This is a genomic window from Oryzophilus luti (assembly GCF_059726245.1).
The window spans coordinates 2,287,174-2,301,991 of record NZ_AP040874.1 but is presented as its reverse complement, the minus strand read 5'-3'; the positions used below and the strand labels follow the sequence as shown (position 1 = coordinate 2,301,991).

The following is a 14,818-nucleotide window of genomic DNA, read 5'->3' as shown; positions in this document are numbered from 1 at the left end:
CGCGCCGGTCCGGGCGATATAATGAGGGTCCGATGAAGAGAACACTGTTGTTGCTTGCGATGGCCTTGAGCGCAGTCAGCCTGTGGGCGCAGAACGACGCGCAGCAGCCCCTGCCCGAGGCGCCCTCCGTCACGCGCTTTCCCGGCGGAAAGGCGCAGACGACGCAGAGCGCGCCGCAGACGGCGGAGCCGCTGCCCGCCACATCTGCTCCCGCGGCGGCCACGGCGCCTGCCGCGCAGGATGCGGCAAAAAGCGCGGAGCAGAAGGCCGGTACTCCGGCTGTGCCTCCCGCCGCCGCGCAGGACGCACCGGCCGACACGCCCAAGCAGGCCGCTCAGCCGCAACGCCAGCAGCCAGCCTCTGAGCCGGAGGACGCAGGACTGGAGACGATCCGCTCCAGCGTCGACCGCGTCAGCCTGATCTTCACCGTCACCGACAAGCACGGGCGCTTTATCAAGGACCTGACCGCCGCCGACCTGCACCTGCTCGACGACAATCGTCCGGTCGAGAAAATTGACAGCTTCCATGCGGAGACCAACCTGCCGCTACGCGTGGGCCTGCTTGTGGACGCCAGCAGCTCCGTGCGCGACCGCTTCCGCTTTGAGCAGGAAGCAGCCATCGAATTTCTCAACCAGATCATCCGGCCCAAGGTCGACCAGGCGTTTGTGGTCGGCTTTGACTCCGTGCAGGACTTGACGCAGGACTTCACCGACGACCAGCAGAAGCTGGCGGCGGGTGTGCGTGCGCTGCGCCCCGGCGGCGGCACCGCGCTCTACGACGCCATCTTCAATTCCTGCAAGGACAAGCTGGCGGAGACCTCCGTAAAAGGCCCGGTGCGCAAGGCCATCATCCTGCTCAGCGACGGCGAAGACACCTGGAGCCGTGCTCTGCGCGAAGAGGCGCTGGAGCAGGCACAGCGCGCCGAAGTCATCATCTACGCCATCAGCACCAACACCGCCAACATGGAGAGCAAGGGCGACAAAGTGCTGGCCGAGTTGGCGCGCAGCACCGGCGGGCAGGTCTTCCACCCCTACAAGCTGGAGGAAGTCTCCGACGCCTTCCGCGAAATTCAGGACGAGTTGCGCAGCCAGTATGCCATGACCTACAAGCCCGCAAACCTGGCCGCTGATGGACGCTTCCGCACCATCTTGTTGGAAGCGCGCAATAAGAGCCTGCGCGTGCGCACCCGCCGCGGATACTACGCGCCGCGTCCGGCACGCCCGACCGGCATGGTGCCGACCGGTGCGCCTGCCCCGGTGAACAAGAAGAAGTAAGAACGCGTCGCGCACGCGAAAGAAAAGGCCAGCCTTCGGGCTGGCCTTCTGTTTTGCAAAGCGAAGTTACTGGTCCTGCGCGCGGCCCTTCCACTGGCCTCCGTGCCCCTGCCAGTAGTGGACGGCTGATTGCACGGTGGCGCCGAGATAGAACAGCGCGGCCAGCGGGAGTGTGAGAGCCCACCACGCAGGCTGCCGGTAGAACCGCACCATCGGCGCATAAACGCCGCACATCAGCACAAGCGCTGCGGCGGCCAGGCACTGCACCGCGCGCGCGGGCGCAAACAGCAGCGCCACCGGAACAAGGTAGACGAGTGCCAGCCCCATCACCGCACCGAGCAGCAACAGCGTGGAATGCTTGAGTTGGTTGAAAGCCGTGCGCGAGATCATGCGGCCGATTTCGGCAAAGGTGTCATAGGGACGGATGCTGGCCGTTTCGTCGGCGAGGCCGAGAAAGAGCCGTGCTCCACTCTGCTTGGCGCGGCGCGCCAGCGCACAGTCGTCAATGATCTCGCCGCGAATGGCCTCAATGCCTCCGGCACGCGCCAGCGTCTCCGGACGGATCAGGATGCAGCCGCCTGCGGCTCCGGCCATGCGGCGGCACGGGTTGGCGATCCAGCGCGGCGGATAGAGCATGAAGAAGAAGAACACGAATGCCGGTATCAGCAGCCGCTCGGCCAGTGAGCGGCAATGCAGCCGCACCATCAGCGAAACCATGTCGAAGGCACCGTCGACGGAATTGGCCTTGGCCACTAGCGAGGCGACACTCGTAGGTGCGTGCTCAATGTCGGCGTCGGTCAGCAGCAGGAAGTCCGGCTTCCAAGCGAGCGCCTGCTCTACGCCCTGATGAACGGCCCACATCTTGCCGCTCCATCCGGCGGGCAGCGGGTGGGCGTGGACGATGGTGAATGAGCGATGGGCGCCGGTCGGAAGTGTAGCGCCCTCGCGCAGGGGCAGCAGCGGTTCGCAGCCGCAGTCTTGGGCGGCCTCGCTGGCGTAGAGGTCCGTGTGGTCCGTGCAGTGGTCGCTCACCAGGGTGACGTGCAATTCGCCGGGAAAGTTCTGGGCCAGCAGCGAGCCGACCGTGCGTGCAATGGTTGCTTCTTCATCGCGTGCGGGAATCACCACGGCCACGCGCAGGTTTCGGATCGCGGCGAGTTGTTGATCGTCCGGCGCGGGCAGCAGCAATCCGCGCGTGCTCCAGAAGCGTCCGTTGCACAGCAGCAGATAGAGCCAGGCGCAGAGGCTGGCTCCGGCGGTGAGAATCAAGGCCAGGGGCATGCGTAGAGTAGTTTCAAGTTTCAGACGGCAAGTTGCAAGCGCGCCGCGTCGCCTGGCAAGCTGTGCCTCTCGTGCGCAGACTCGGCGGAATTCACGAGAAATTGAACTTCACCAGCTAGTCGTCGCTGCCGGCTTTCTTGGCGTAGTAGCCCTTGCGAGACTGCACTTTGTAGTCGCTGTTCGCGGCCTTGATTTCCACCTTGCGGAAGGTGCCGTCGCGCTTAGCGTTGGTGGGCGTGTAGCCAAGGTTGTACTGCGTGCGCAATTCCTCGGAGATCTGCCGGAAGGCCTTGTTCAGCTTGTCGGAATTGTTGCCCACGTCGATGACGCGGCCGCCGGTTTCCGTGCAGAGCTTGCGCATCTCGCTGTCGCCGGAGGGATACCCGCGGTCGGCTTCGAGGATGACGTAGACGATCGTGTCCGCTTTCTGCGCCGCCTCAATTGCGTCGTGAATCTTCACGCGGCTGCCCTGGTCCTCGCCATCGGTGAGGATGATGACGGCCTTGCGTCCAGTCTCTCGCCGCAGTTTTTCGTTTGCCGCCAGGTAGACGGCGTCATAGAGAAGTGTGCCGCGCGGGTTGGAGGTTGGAATCGGCCCGCCGCCAAGTCCGGGCAACCCACTGCTGCCCCAGCCGGAGTTGACACGCGTGTTCTGCAAGGCCGAACGCAGGCGGCTCACCGAGTTGGTGTAGTCCTGCAGCAGATCCACATTCACGTCAAAGCCGATGAGGAACGCCATGTCCTTGGCGCGCAGCACGTCGCGCAGGAAGGCCGCGCCGATCTCGCGGGTCATGGGCAGTACGTTGGCTTGGCTGCCGCTGGTGTCAATCAGCAGGCCGAGCGTGAGTGGCTGGTCGGCTTCGCGGTTGAAAAACTTTGCCGTCTGCGGCTTGCCGTCCTCGTAGATTTCAAAGTCCTGCCGTCCCAGTCCGCCGATGAGCCCGTTATGGCGGTCACGAACATTGAAGAACAGATTCACCACGTTGACGTCGACGCTCAGGGTCGTAACCGGCTCATCTTCCCCGGGTGGTGGCGTTTTTGAGGGCGGAGCCGGCGGTACCGAGCTTTGCGGCGGCTGGTCGCCGTAGTCGGTCTGGGCCAAGGCCTGCGAGGTCAGCACAAGGCAGACGGCGGCCAGCGCCAGGAGGAGAAGCAACCCGGTGGAAGCTGACTTACGGGGGCGGATGCTGTATGCCGTCAACATGATTTTCCTGTCTTTGGTACGGTAGTCTACACTGTTCGCAGTGCTCCGTCGGCGGTCCTGCCCCGGGCGGCGGCAGCTTCCAACGGGAGGCGCCTGCCGTCTAATAGAGAGGCAGCGACGCACGCCTACGGACTTAGACGCAGGGCGGCATGAACCGCCGTGAATTTCTTTGGGAAAACGGGATAAGCGGGAAGGAACTTATGAAGCAAATTTGGTTGGCGGCAGTCATTCTGGCAAGCCCGCTGGTGTGGGCGCAACAGTCTCTACCGGACGGTCCTACACCGCAGGCCAACGCGCAACAGCAGACGCAGCAGAGCACTCCAGATGCTCCCACGCCCGCAGTGCCTTCCAAGCTCTCCATGCCCACCAGCAGCCCGTCCGCTCTTGCCAATCAAACGGCCCCGTCGGCCCAGGAGCCCAGTTCCGACGTCAAGACCGTGCCTGCCGGGCAGGTGCCGGAGCCGCAGGGCAACGGCCCTGAGCAGGTTGGCTTCGCCATCCGCTCCTCGGTCAATTTCGTGCAGGTGCCCGTTCGCGTCAAAGACAAGAGTGGCCATGATATGCCGGGCCTGACGGTCGAAAACTTCAGCATTTACGAGAACGACAAGAAGGTTCCCATTCGCTTCTTCACCAGCGACCCGTTCCCGCTTTCGGCGGCCGTGATCCTCGACCTCGGTATCGGTGACGTGGAGTTGAAGAAGGTGCAGCAGACCTTCTCGGCGCTCATTGGCGCCTTCAGCAAGTACGACGAAGTCTCCATCTACACCTACTCGAACACGGTGCGCCAGCAGCAGGACTACATTGCGGCCACCAGCGAGCACACTTCGCGCACCCTGACCGCGGTGAAGACGATCCCCGGCGCAACCTCCGGCGGCTCGGTCTATAACCCCATGACGGTCGGTCCCACGGTGAATGGCCGTGTCTTCGATCCCGGCCAGCAGCGCTCAGTCGACTACGCGCCGCCGAAGAACGCGGACCCCTCGCATGTGCTGAATGACGCCATCCTGCGTGCCGCCGTCGACCTTGGCCGCCGCGACCGCAACCGCCGCAAGATCATCTTCGTCATCTCCGACGGACGCGAGCGCGGCAGCAACGCCAGCTATTCCGACGTGCTGCGCGTGCTGCTGACCAGCGAGATTTCCGTCTACGCCATCGCCACCGATGCCGCCGCCATCCCGGTCTACAACCGCATTGGCCGCATCCACATCCCCAAGCGCGAGGAGATGACCAACATCCTGCCGAAGTACGCTTCAGCCACCGCCGGCGAGATCTTTACCGAATTCACCCGCGAGGGCATTGAAAACGCCTACGCCGTCATTGCCGGTGAGGCGCGCAACCAGTACACCATCGGCTACTACAGCCCCACGCCGTTCAACGTCTCCTCCGCCTACCGCTCGGTGGAGTGCCGCGTGAACCAGCCTGGGTTGAAGGTGTTTTGCCGCTCCGGATACTACCCGCTGCCGCCGCGCCGCATCGTTGCTCCGCCCTCCAGCGAACCCAGAAAGTAGCTTTCGCCGGGTCTGCCCTCGGGCAGACCCGGAATGGCATGGCCGGATGGCAACTGATCAGTAACCTTCCGGAATGTAACGAAAGCTTGCTTCTGTGGGAGAATCTGTCGGCGGGCCGGTATCGCTATGGTATAAACCAAATTAGCCGTTTCCGAGCGTCCGGGCAGGCAAAAGGTGGCTTGAAACTGGACACCACGTTGTATGATCAGGCTTCGCGCAGGGGCTTCGCGGCAACTGCGTGATTCCCCGGGGATTCGGGCGGTTCATCGAGGGACTTCGTTGAGCTTTATCAACTTCGCCGCGCGCGAGATCAATTGCAAAATCGTCTACTATGGCCCCGGTCTCGGCGGCAAGACGACGAATTTGCAGTGCATCTATGACAAGACGGCGGAAGGCCAGAAGGGCAAGATGATCTCGCTGGCCACCGAAACCGACCGTACCCTGTTCTTCGACTTCCTGCCGCTCGATCTGGGTACCATCCGTGGCTTCAAGACCCGCTTCCACCTCTATACCGTCCCCGGACAGGTTTTCTACGACGCTTCGCGCAAGCTGATTCTGCGCGGTGTCGATGGCGTGGTCTTCGTTGCCGATTCGCAGGCCGAACGTGAAGACGCCAACATGGAAGCGCTCGACAATCTGGCCGACAATCTGAAAGAGCACGGCTACGATTTCCAGACCATTCCTTACGTGCTCCAGTTCAACAAGCGCGATCTGCCCAACGCCCTGCCGGTGGAGCAGTTGAAGAAGGAATTGATGCGCCGCGATGAGGCTGTTTACGAGGCTGTGGCCGTCAACGCCACCGGCGTCTTTGAGACCCTCAAGGAAGTCGCCCGCCAGGTCCTCATCGAGTTGAAAAAGGGCTAGCCGCCCTCGAATTCGCGCCGTACCCATCGCCCGGAGAGCCTCCGGGCATTTCTGTTTTTGTGCGAACTCTGGCGCCCTAGGTTCTTCTCACAATTCCGTGTGGCCGGGGCCTCAGATTCGGCCGGGTGCCCCAGGTTCGGCACGCCCCAAAAGGCGTGGCTAACCTGGGATGAGGTGCCCCCCCCAAGGCCGCATGATCTCCTGCCGAGGTGCAAGAAAAACCCGCCTTCCGGGGAAGGCGGGATCCGTTTTACCGTGCTGTTTCTGTTATTGGCAACTGGTGAAGGCCATGTTCTTGGCCGTCACCGTCAGGCCCGAGGTCAGTGCCAGCGCCGAGGTTCCGTCGGTCTGCACGCTCACCATCTGTTCGCTCGGTGAGCAGGTTGCCGTGCCGGAGGAGCCCGGCGTGTAGGCAATGCCGTCGACCGAGTACGCCACGGAGGTTCCCGTCGCCTGCATCCAGGTGGTGCCGCTTGCACTGAAGGTGCCAACGTAGGGCAGTGCCGCCGGGAGCGTTAGCGAATAGCTGCCGCAGTCGGTACCGGTCGGGCAGGAGTTGCTGCTGGCGGTTTCCACCAGGATTGCGGTGTTCAGGTAGTCCACCAGCGGAATGGTGAACTGCGTGGTGGTGCTGCCGATGGTCAGCGTTTGCAGCGCGGAGACGGCTACATCCTCCGCAATGCCCGCGGACGACGCGCTTGCCGTTGTAACCAGCCCGTTGATGATGCCCGGCTGCGTGCTGAGCGAGGGCTGTGCGTGCATGGGTATCTTGCCCACGGCGTTGCCCGCCTGCACCCCGGTGGTGATGGTGGCGGAGTACGAGGTGATGGCGCCGCCGCTCGTGGATTCCACTACCGCAACCAGGTCAAAGCTGCCGGCCGGGACCGGGCAGAAGATGAAGTTGCCGTTGGCGTCCGGAGTGGTCTGCATCACAAGCCGGTCAATGCCGTTGGCGTCACGGGCTTCCAAGGCGACAATGCCAGTGGCGCTGGTCACGGCCACGCCGGTCACGGAGTCCACCAGTTGGCCGGTGACGGCCGTGGCGCTCGTGGAGGCCTCCCCTGCATGCAGCACCGGTTTCAGCCGGAACTGCCCGTTGCCTTGCTGCACCAGCGAGGCGCAACCGTCAAAGTCGATGACCAGTCCCCGAACCTCGCCCGCCGCGACCGTGAAGCTGCCGCCCGCAATCTGGCCCGAAGGAATCTTGATGCCGGTCTGCGATTCAGAGGAGAGATTCAGCGTGTGGATGGTGTTGTTATAGACAACGCAGTTGGCGGTGCCGTTGCACTGGTTGTTGGTGACGCTGGTGGAGTTCGGCGCCAGGTAGATGCGTATCTGCTGGTAGGTGCCCGGCTGAATCATCGTCTTTGAGCCAAGCTCTGCCAGGATGCATCCGTCGCCGCCCAGCGCGAGCAGGTCCACCTGCTTGGGGCTGGCTGCAAGGTTCGGTGTCAGGTCAACCCAGCCTGAGTCCGACGCGCCCGCCGAGGCACTCTGGTGAATCTTCACATCCGTAATGGTGACGTAAACGTGATTGAAAGCTCCGCCGGAGCTTGTGGAGCAGGTGGGCGGGTCGCTCAGGCTGACGCTCACCGTGGCCATGGAACTGGCCGAATTCGAAGGACTGCTGCTGCCGCCGCAGGCGTTCAATACCGCCATCACGAGCACCGCGGCCGCCACGCCGAGGAACAACACATGCTTCGTCTTCAACATTTTGCCTCCCGTGGAGAATGATGCACGCGTTTTGCCAAGCAGCGGAATCGCAGAAGTCCAATCCTTTCAATTGTCTTGCCGGACAATCATGGCCGCGCATTGGGACAGCTATGCAATTCTTGCCACACCACTGCGGTATCTGTGTAGTTTCTGCCCGCGCCACCTTCAGGCCGAATTGCAGCCGTGTTTTGTAACTTTCCAGGCCCCGCCAACGTCGAATCAGATATCACGGGTGGGGTGAGGGCATGTTGATTCGAATCAAGACCGCGCTGGACATTCCGTACTCGGAAGTAACCCCCGAGTCGCGCTATTTGAACCGCCGCCAGTTCCTCACGGCTGCTGCAGCATCCGGGGCCGTGGCGCTTGCCGGGGGCACGGTGATGAGCCTGCTCTCGCCGGAGACGGCGTTTGCAGCCAGCCGCCTGCAATACCGGCAGGGCTCGCTCAGCACGCATGGCGAGAAGCTGACCACGCGCGAAGATGTGACGCACTACAACAACTTCTACGAGTTCTCCACCGACAAGGAGAGTCCAGCCTCGCTGGCGGCACGCTTCAACCCGCAGCCGTGGACGGTGAGCGTTGAGGGCATGGTGACCCACCCGCAGAAGTTCGACTACGACTCGCTGCTGAAGCTGGCACCGCTCGAAGAGCGCGTCTACCGGCATCGCTGCGTTGAAGGCTGGTCGATGGTCATCCCGTGGATCGGCTTCCCGATGAAGGCGCTGCTTGACCGCGTGCAGCCCACGTCAAAGGCGCGCTTTGTGGAGTTCATCACCATCGTGCGTCCGAACGAAATGCCCGGGCAGCGCGGCCGCGTGCTCGACTGGCCCTACGTCGAGGGGCTGCGGCTGGATGAGGCGATGAACCCGCTGGCGCTGTTCGTCGTCGGCCTTTACGGAGACGTGCTGCCGAACCAGAATGGCGCGCCGTTCCGCGCCGTTATCCCGTGGAAATACGGCTTCAAGAGCGGCAAGTCGATTGTGAAGATTCGCCTGACGGACCAGATGCCGCGCACCACCTGGGCTCTGTCCAATCCGCGCGAGTACGGCTTTTACAGCAACGTGAACCCGAAGGTGGACCACCCGCGCTGGTCGCAGGCGCGCGAGCGCCGCATCGGCGAGCTCTTCAAACGCGACACGCTGATGTTCAACGGATACGGCGACTGGGTTGCCTCGCTGTATAACGGCATGGATTTGCGGAAGGATTTCTAGAAAGGTTTAGACAAGTTTCGGAAGGTTTCAGAAGGTTGCGAAAGGTCACGAAAGGAAAGCCTCGGAGAGTGTGTTTTTTTGTTCTGTCCCGTGGAGGGCGGCTGAAAGTGATGCCAGCAGAATGCTTGCCGCCGTTGCATTTGAAACCTTCTGAAACATTTCGAAACCTTTTGAGACCTTTTCACTCAGAGAACTATGGCCATTAAACGCAACACTATCCTTAAGCCACTCGTCTTTCTTCTCTGCCTGGTGCCGCTGGCGGGCCTTGTCCTGGCCGCCGTGCAGGGGCACCTCGGCGCTGACCCTGTGATGCGCGTGCTGCATCGGACGGGCGGCTGGGCGCTCAAGCTGCTGTTGGCCTCGCTGGCCATCACGCCGCTGCGGCGCATTCCGCGACTCAACTGGCTTATTCAGTACCGGCGCATGCTCGGTCTGTTTGCGTTCTTCTATGCCAGCCTGCACCTGTTGACCTACGTCATCTTCGACCAGTCGGTGAGCCTCGGACGCATCGCGCACGATATTGGCAAGCGTCCGTTTGTGACCGTGGGCTTTGCGGCCTGGGCGCTCATGGTGCCCTTGGCGGTCACCTCCACGCAGGCCTCCATACGACGCCTGGGCAAGCGCTGGCAAACGTTGCACCGCATCGTCTACGGCGTGGCCGTGCTCGGTGTGCTGCACTTCTTCTGGCTGGTCAAGAAAGACCTTGACGAGCCGTTGAGCTACGCGGCGGTGCTGGCCGTGCTGCTCGGCGTGCGTGGCGTCTACTACCTGATGGAGCGCTCACGACGGGCGGAGCTGGCGCGCGAAGCAGCGTAAATACAGGACCGCTTTGCCGAGGGAATCACTCGGTACCCGGTACTGGCTCCGTGGTTCAAGCTTCCCGGTGGCACTCCCTCCCAGATGCGATTCTGGGAGGGCATTGCTTCCCGTGTTCAACGATTTTTCATATCTCGAAATTTCAGGAACCCTCCCGCCCCCGGAGGCATCAAACTGTACGTATCGAGTTTGGCGGTTTTGCCCGTTCGCTGCCGTGCCGTTGCGCGGCCCCCTGCCGATCCGCCTTCCACGAATTTGGTTTTGATTGAGGAGATAGAGATGGCATTTGAACTTCCTGCGCTGACCTACGCCTACGACGCCCTTGAGCCTTACATCGACCAGCAGACCATGCATCTGCACCACGACAAGCATCACCAGACCTACACCGACAATTTCAATGCCGCCGTGGCCAAGGTGCCCGCGCTGGCCAGCAAGAGCGCCGAAGAGATCCTGAAGGAACTCAACACGGTGCCCGAGGAATTCCGCGGAGCCATTCGCAACAACGGCGGCGGCTACTACAACCACAAGCTGTTCTGGTCCATCATGGGCCCGAACGCGGGTGGCGCGCCGACCGGCCCCATTGCCGAGGCCATCACCAAGACCTTTGGCGACTTCGCGCAGTTCCAGGAGAAGTTCAATGACGCCGGTGCCAAGCAGTTCGGCTCTGGCTGGGCGTGGCTGGCCATCGGTGAAGGCGGCTTGAAGGTCTTCTCCACCGCCAACCAGGACAGCCCGCTGACGCAGGGCCTGTACCCGCTGCTGGCCAACGACGTGTGGGAGCACGCCTACTATCTGAAGTACCAGAACCGCCGCGCCGAGTATCTGAAGGCGTGGTGGAACGTGGTCAACTGGAACGAAGTGAACGCGCGCTACGCAAAGTTCACGAAGTAAGCGCAAGGAACGGCCCGGGCCGCGTGCAGAACCTGGCCGCAGCCTCCGCCGTTCAGGCTTTGCCCATGGGGATGGGTGAAACAAAGGCGTCCGCCGAAGCGGGCGCCTTTTCATTTCTGCGGAAGCAGGACAGCATCACCGGCTTGCACTTACCAGGCTCACTCTCTGGCGCACGCCTCATTAATGGCCATTCGCACTGCCGCCAGTAATGCGTCGTTGGTGTAAGGCTTCTCCAGCAGGTGGAAGTCGCCCTGCCCGCCCAGATGAGCCAGCGCCTCCCCGCTGTAGCCGGAGAGGAACAGCACCCCGCACCTCGGACGCAGTGCCAGGAAGCGTGCCGCCAACTCCGTACCGCGCATGTGCGGCATCACCACGTCGGTCACCAGCAGGTCGATCAGCCCGGGATGCTTCTCCGAGAGCGCCAGCGCCTCCAGCCCATCGGAGGCTTCCACCACCGCATATCCGGCGCGCTTCAGCAGCTCGCAGGTCAGCTCGCGCAGCGGCGCGGAGTCTTCCACCACCAGCACGGTCTCCTTGCCGGAGGCTTCCTTCCTCGCTGCCTGCGGCGTTGGCTGCGCGCTCAGCGGCTGCTCGCAGCATGGCAGGTAGACGCGGAAGACCGTGCCTACCTCCGGCTCGCTGTAGACCCAGATATCGCCGCCCCATTGGCGCACAATCCCGTGCACCGTGCTCAGTCCAAGGCCCGTGCCCTTGCCGGTCTCCTTGGTGGTAAAGAACGGCTCGAAGATGTGCTCGACGGTCGCCGCGTCCATGCCGCTGCCGTTGTCGCTCACGGCCAGCATCTGGTATCGGCCCGGTTGGAGCGTGGGGTGGTGGCGCAGGTAGCCTGAGTCAAGGTCGGCCGGGCGCACCTCAATGGTGAGGTTGCCGCCGTGCGGCATGGCGTCGCGCGCGTTCACCCCCAGGTTCAACAGCACCTGCTGCAACTGGCCGTTGTCAGCCATGACGGCGCATGGCTTCTCGGCGGTGCGCACCGTCAGCTCAATATCTTCTCCCAGCATCCGAGCCAGCATCGGCTGCATGTCACGGGCGATCTGGCAAAGGTCCAGCACCTGGGGCGTCACGCTGTTGTGGCGGCTGAAGGCCAGCATCTGCCGCGTCAGCAGCGCGCCGGTCTGCCCGGCCTTGGAGATCTGCTGCACGCGGTCACGCCGCGGATCGTCCGGCAGCAACTCCTCCTGCAGCAACTCGGCGTTGCCAAGGATGACGTTGAGCAGCGTGTTGAAGTCGTGCGCAATGCCGCCCGCCAGCCGCCCAATGGCCTCGATGCGTTCCACCTGTGCCAGCCGCGCTTGCAGCAGGCGGCTCTCGGACTCCGCACGCTTGCGCTCGGTGATATTGCGGGAGATACCAATCAGCCCGATGATGTTGCCCTCAGCATCGCGGTAGGGCATCTTGCGCGCCAGCCAGATGGTGGGCGCCTGATTGGGCAGGGTGATTGTCTCTTCAAATTCGTGCGCCACACCGGTGTCCATCACCTGGCGGTCGTGCTCCATGATCTCGCCACCGCCCACGGGATCGCAGGTGAACTCCGGCGTCGTCCGGCCGAGCACTTCGTCGTTGGTTCGTCCAAAGGCGGCCAGCAGCGCCGGGTTGGCAAATAGCATGTGCCCCTGCAGGTCCTTGGCAAAGATGACGTCCTGCGCGGAGTCGCTGATGTCCTGCAGCAGACGGTTGCTGCGGAACAACTCCTCGTGCGCAAGCTGTGTATCGGCTTCGGCAGCCAGTTGTGCCTTGTGCAGATGGTGGATGCGTGCCGCCATCAGCCACGTCACGCACACGAATACGACATTGCAGCCCAGCACAAGGTCGGCCACGCTGGCCGGCAGAGAGCCTCTTGTGCCATGCGTCAGGATTACCACCCAGCCAATCAGGAATGGTCCCAGGATGGAGACCGGCAGGAAGCTGCGCGCGATGGTTCCGCCTACGCCGGGATCGCTGACCACTTCCATAAAGCCACTCTGCGGCCGCGCCCAGAACATGGCCGTGGCCAACAGCAGGAAGCCGACTCCGGAGTGCAGGGCCATGGCCGTGAACTGCACGCTGCCATAGCTCATGGGTACGCCGAAGAGATAACCGATCACTGCCAGCATTGCCAGGAAGGCCGCGAACAGAGCCGTAAGCTGGTACCGCAGCACGTTCTTCTCGGAGATGGCCAGCGCCGCAATGCCCAGCCCGATCACCAGAAAGTTGACCGCCGAGCTTTCCGCCATGCGTCCGGGGAAGGGGAACTTGACCGGATCACGGAACAGCATCTGATCAATACCCAGCTCCCAACCCGCCACGTACTCAAGCGCGGTGCCTCCGGCCAACGCCAGCACCACCAGCAGGCAGCCTCCGATGATCATTCCCCGCCTGCCATCGCGCGGAAGAACGATGAGTACCGCCAGCGCCAGCGCGGTGAAGAACAGGCACAAGGCCGTATTCACCTTCATGGCGTAGTAGCCCACAAAAATTGTTTTGAGTAGTTCAGTCCCGGTTGCCCAGCCGAGCAGCACCGCGGCGCTCAGCAGCAGTGTTGCCGCCAGGCAAGCCAGCGCCATGCGCTGCAACAGATGAAGGTGCCTGAGCATGGGAGCCTCCCGGTGCCGGTCGAGAGATTAGGGGTCTTCCAGCACTCTGCCCGTGGGTGATAGGTGAGCTTACCCCAACCTTGGTGCCGCATGGCCGCTTTTCCGATGGAAAAGGGAAATGGATTCCCTCTTAGAGATTCGGCGAAGGAAGAATTCGAAACGAGATTTTCAGTCGTTGCGGCTAAGCCGGGTCTATGCCTTGGCGCGAGGCGATGGGGAGGATTGCGCAATCTTCACAAGGGGCGCGGCCGTGGTTGGCTGGGCGCACTCCTGCTGCAGCCGTGCAAGGTCATCGCACATCAGCTCGTCCGTCTTGAGGCAGGCCAACGCCTGGCGCAGAACCGCACGCAGAGAACTCTCCGCAGGCTCCTGCAGCCGGTAGTGCATCCACTTTCCCTCGCGGCGGGCACTCACCAGCCCGGCGCTGCGCAGGTTCGCCAGGTGCTGCGAAACCTTCGGCTGCGGCAACTCCAGCACCGAGACCAGATAGCACACGCAGACCTCCTGCCCTTGAACAAGGTTCAGCAGGCGCAACCGCGTACGGTCGGCCAGGGCGCGAAAGAGTGCTTCGGGAGAAAGTTTTGTCATATCAGGCTTGACGAATATATCACGTTGGCAATATATTCAAAAAATCGAATATGAAGGAGGCTTCCATGAAAGCCGACGACGTGAAACAGGCAGTGCAGGATCATTATGGTGCAGTGGCGCGCGGCGAGCAGCACGGCTGCGGTTGTTCCAGCCCGGTGCAGTTGGCGACGGCCGTTGGGTACTCGAAGGAAGAGGCGGAGACGCCGGGGAACCTGGGGCTTGGCTGCGGCAATCCGCTGGCCCTCACCGAGGTGGGCGCAGGCATGACGGTGCTTGATCTGGGCAGCGGCGCGGGCTTCGACGCGTTTCTGGCCATGCGCCGTGTCGGACCCACGGGCCGTGTGATCGGCGTGGATATGACCGATGACATGCTGGCCAAGGCGCGCGAAAACGCCGCAAGCATCGGCGCCACCAACGTTGAGTTCCGCAAGGGCGTCATCGAGCATCTGCCTGTCGAGGACAATTCGGTCGACTACGTCATCAGCAACTGCGTCATCAACCTCAGCGTCGACAAGCCTGCGGTCTTCCGCGAAATTCAGCGCGTGCTCAAGCCGGGTGGCCACTTCGCGGTCAGTGACATTGTGCTCCTCAAGACCCTGGAAGACGATGTGCGCCACGATGTGAGCGCTTATGTCGGCTGCATCGCCGGAGCCATCCCGATGGGCGATTACATCCGTCTGGCGTTGGAGGCCGGCCTCACCGACCTGACCATTCCACAGGTGCAGTACGGCTCCAAGCTGGCTTCGGTGCTGGCGCCCAACGGCGGCAAGTCCACCTGCTGCGGCAGCGATATGGCCACAACGGCTGCGGCTTCAGTCGCCTCCATCAAACTGCACGGCAGGAAGCTGTAGCTTCAAATCAGCGATTATTCACG

General features: G+C 62.7%; 12 protein-coding genes. 7 read left to right on the top strand and 5 right to left on the bottom strand.

Annotated features, from left to right (window positions below):
- Positions 1-32: 32 nt before the first annotated feature.
- On the top strand, positions 33-1,274 hold the full coding sequence (locus AC6IZO_RS09815; protein ID WP_497804619.1) for a VWA domain-containing protein: 1,242 nt from the start codon (positions 33-35) through the stop codon (positions 1,272-1,274).
- Between the two features lie 66 nt (positions 1,275-1,340).
- Here the strand turns inward: AC6IZO_RS09815 and AC6IZO_RS09810 are convergent, their stop codons facing one another.
- A complete protein-coding gene (locus AC6IZO_RS09810) occupies positions 1,341-2,555 on the bottom strand; it encodes a glycosyltransferase (RefSeq protein WP_497804618.1) in 1,215 nt (404 codons plus the stop codon).
- A 115-nt stretch (positions 2,556-2,670) separates the two neighbouring features.
- Positions 2,671-3,759 (bottom strand): VWA domain-containing protein, encoded by a 1,089-nt coding sequence (locus AC6IZO_RS09805; protein WP_497804617.1) that lies wholly within the window; start codon positions 3,757-3,759, stop codon positions 2,671-2,673.
- Positions 3,760-3,959: 200 nt separating this feature from the next.
- Here AC6IZO_RS09805 and AC6IZO_RS09800 point away from each other — a divergent pair, with 200 nt between their 5' ends.
- Positions 3,960-5,267: a VWA domain-containing protein gene (locus tag AC6IZO_RS09800; protein WP_497804616.1), complete on the top strand. Its 1,308-nt coding sequence runs from the start codon at positions 3,960-3,962 to the stop codon at positions 5,265-5,267.
- 279 nt (positions 5,268-5,546) lie between these two features.
- Entirely contained in the window at positions 5,547-6,131 is a 585-nt protein-coding gene (locus AC6IZO_RS09795; RefSeq protein ID WP_497804615.1) for a GTP-binding protein, read from the top strand.
- A 267-nt stretch (positions 6,132-6,398) separates the two neighbouring features.
- Here AC6IZO_RS09795 and AC6IZO_RS09790 read toward each other — a convergent pair whose 3' ends face one another.
- The gene (locus AC6IZO_RS09790) at positions 6,399-7,844 is read right to left on the bottom strand and encodes a DUF4382 domain-containing protein (protein ID WP_497804614.1); all 1,446 of its coding nucleotides are present in this window, start codon (positions 7,842-7,844) and stop codon (positions 6,399-6,401) included.
- Positions 7,845-8,089: 245 nt separating this feature from the next.
- On the opposite strand from AC6IZO_RS09790, the gene msrP reads away from it, so the two are divergent.
- The 3 genes from msrP to AC6IZO_RS09775 all read left to right on the top strand — a co-directional run bounded on the left by msrP (position 8,090) and on the right by AC6IZO_RS09775 (position 10,762).
- The gene (gene msrP / locus AC6IZO_RS09785; RefSeq protein ID WP_497804613.1) at positions 8,090-9,055 is read left to right on the top strand and encodes a protein-methionine-sulfoxide reductase catalytic subunit MsrP; all 966 of its coding nucleotides are present in this window, start codon (positions 8,090-8,092) and stop codon (positions 9,053-9,055) included.
- A gap of 195 nt (positions 9,056-9,250) precedes the next feature.
- Positions 9,251-9,871, top strand: coding sequence for a protein-methionine-sulfoxide reductase heme-binding subunit MsrQ (msrQ, locus tag AC6IZO_RS09780; RefSeq protein WP_497804612.1), 621 nt, complete (start codon positions 9,251-9,253; stop codon positions 9,869-9,871).
- A 279-nt stretch (positions 9,872-10,150) separates the two neighbouring features.
- Positions 10,151-10,762, top strand: coding sequence for a superoxide dismutase (locus AC6IZO_RS09775; protein ID WP_497804611.1), 612 nt, complete (start codon positions 10,151-10,153; stop codon positions 10,760-10,762).
- A 158-nt stretch (positions 10,763-10,920) separates the two neighbouring features.
- Here the strand turns inward: AC6IZO_RS09775 and AC6IZO_RS09770 are convergent, their stop codons facing one another.
- Positions 10,921-13,356: an ATP-binding protein gene (locus AC6IZO_RS09770; protein ID WP_497804610.1), complete on the bottom strand. Its 2,436-nt coding sequence runs from the start codon at positions 13,354-13,356 to the stop codon at positions 10,921-10,923.
- 192 nt (positions 13,357-13,548) lie between these two features.
- Positions 13,549-13,944, bottom strand: a complete 396-nt coding sequence (locus AC6IZO_RS09765; protein WP_497804609.1) for an ArsR/SmtB family transcription factor — start codon at positions 13,942-13,944, stop codon at positions 13,549-13,551.
- Between the two features lie 65 nt (positions 13,945-14,009).
- Between AC6IZO_RS09765 and arsM the strand changes: the two genes are divergently transcribed.
- Positions 14,010-14,795, top strand: coding sequence for an arsenite methyltransferase (gene arsM, locus AC6IZO_RS09760; protein ID WP_497804608.1), 786 nt, complete (start codon positions 14,010-14,012; stop codon positions 14,793-14,795).
- The last annotated feature ends 23 nt before the right edge of the window (positions 14,796-14,818 follow it).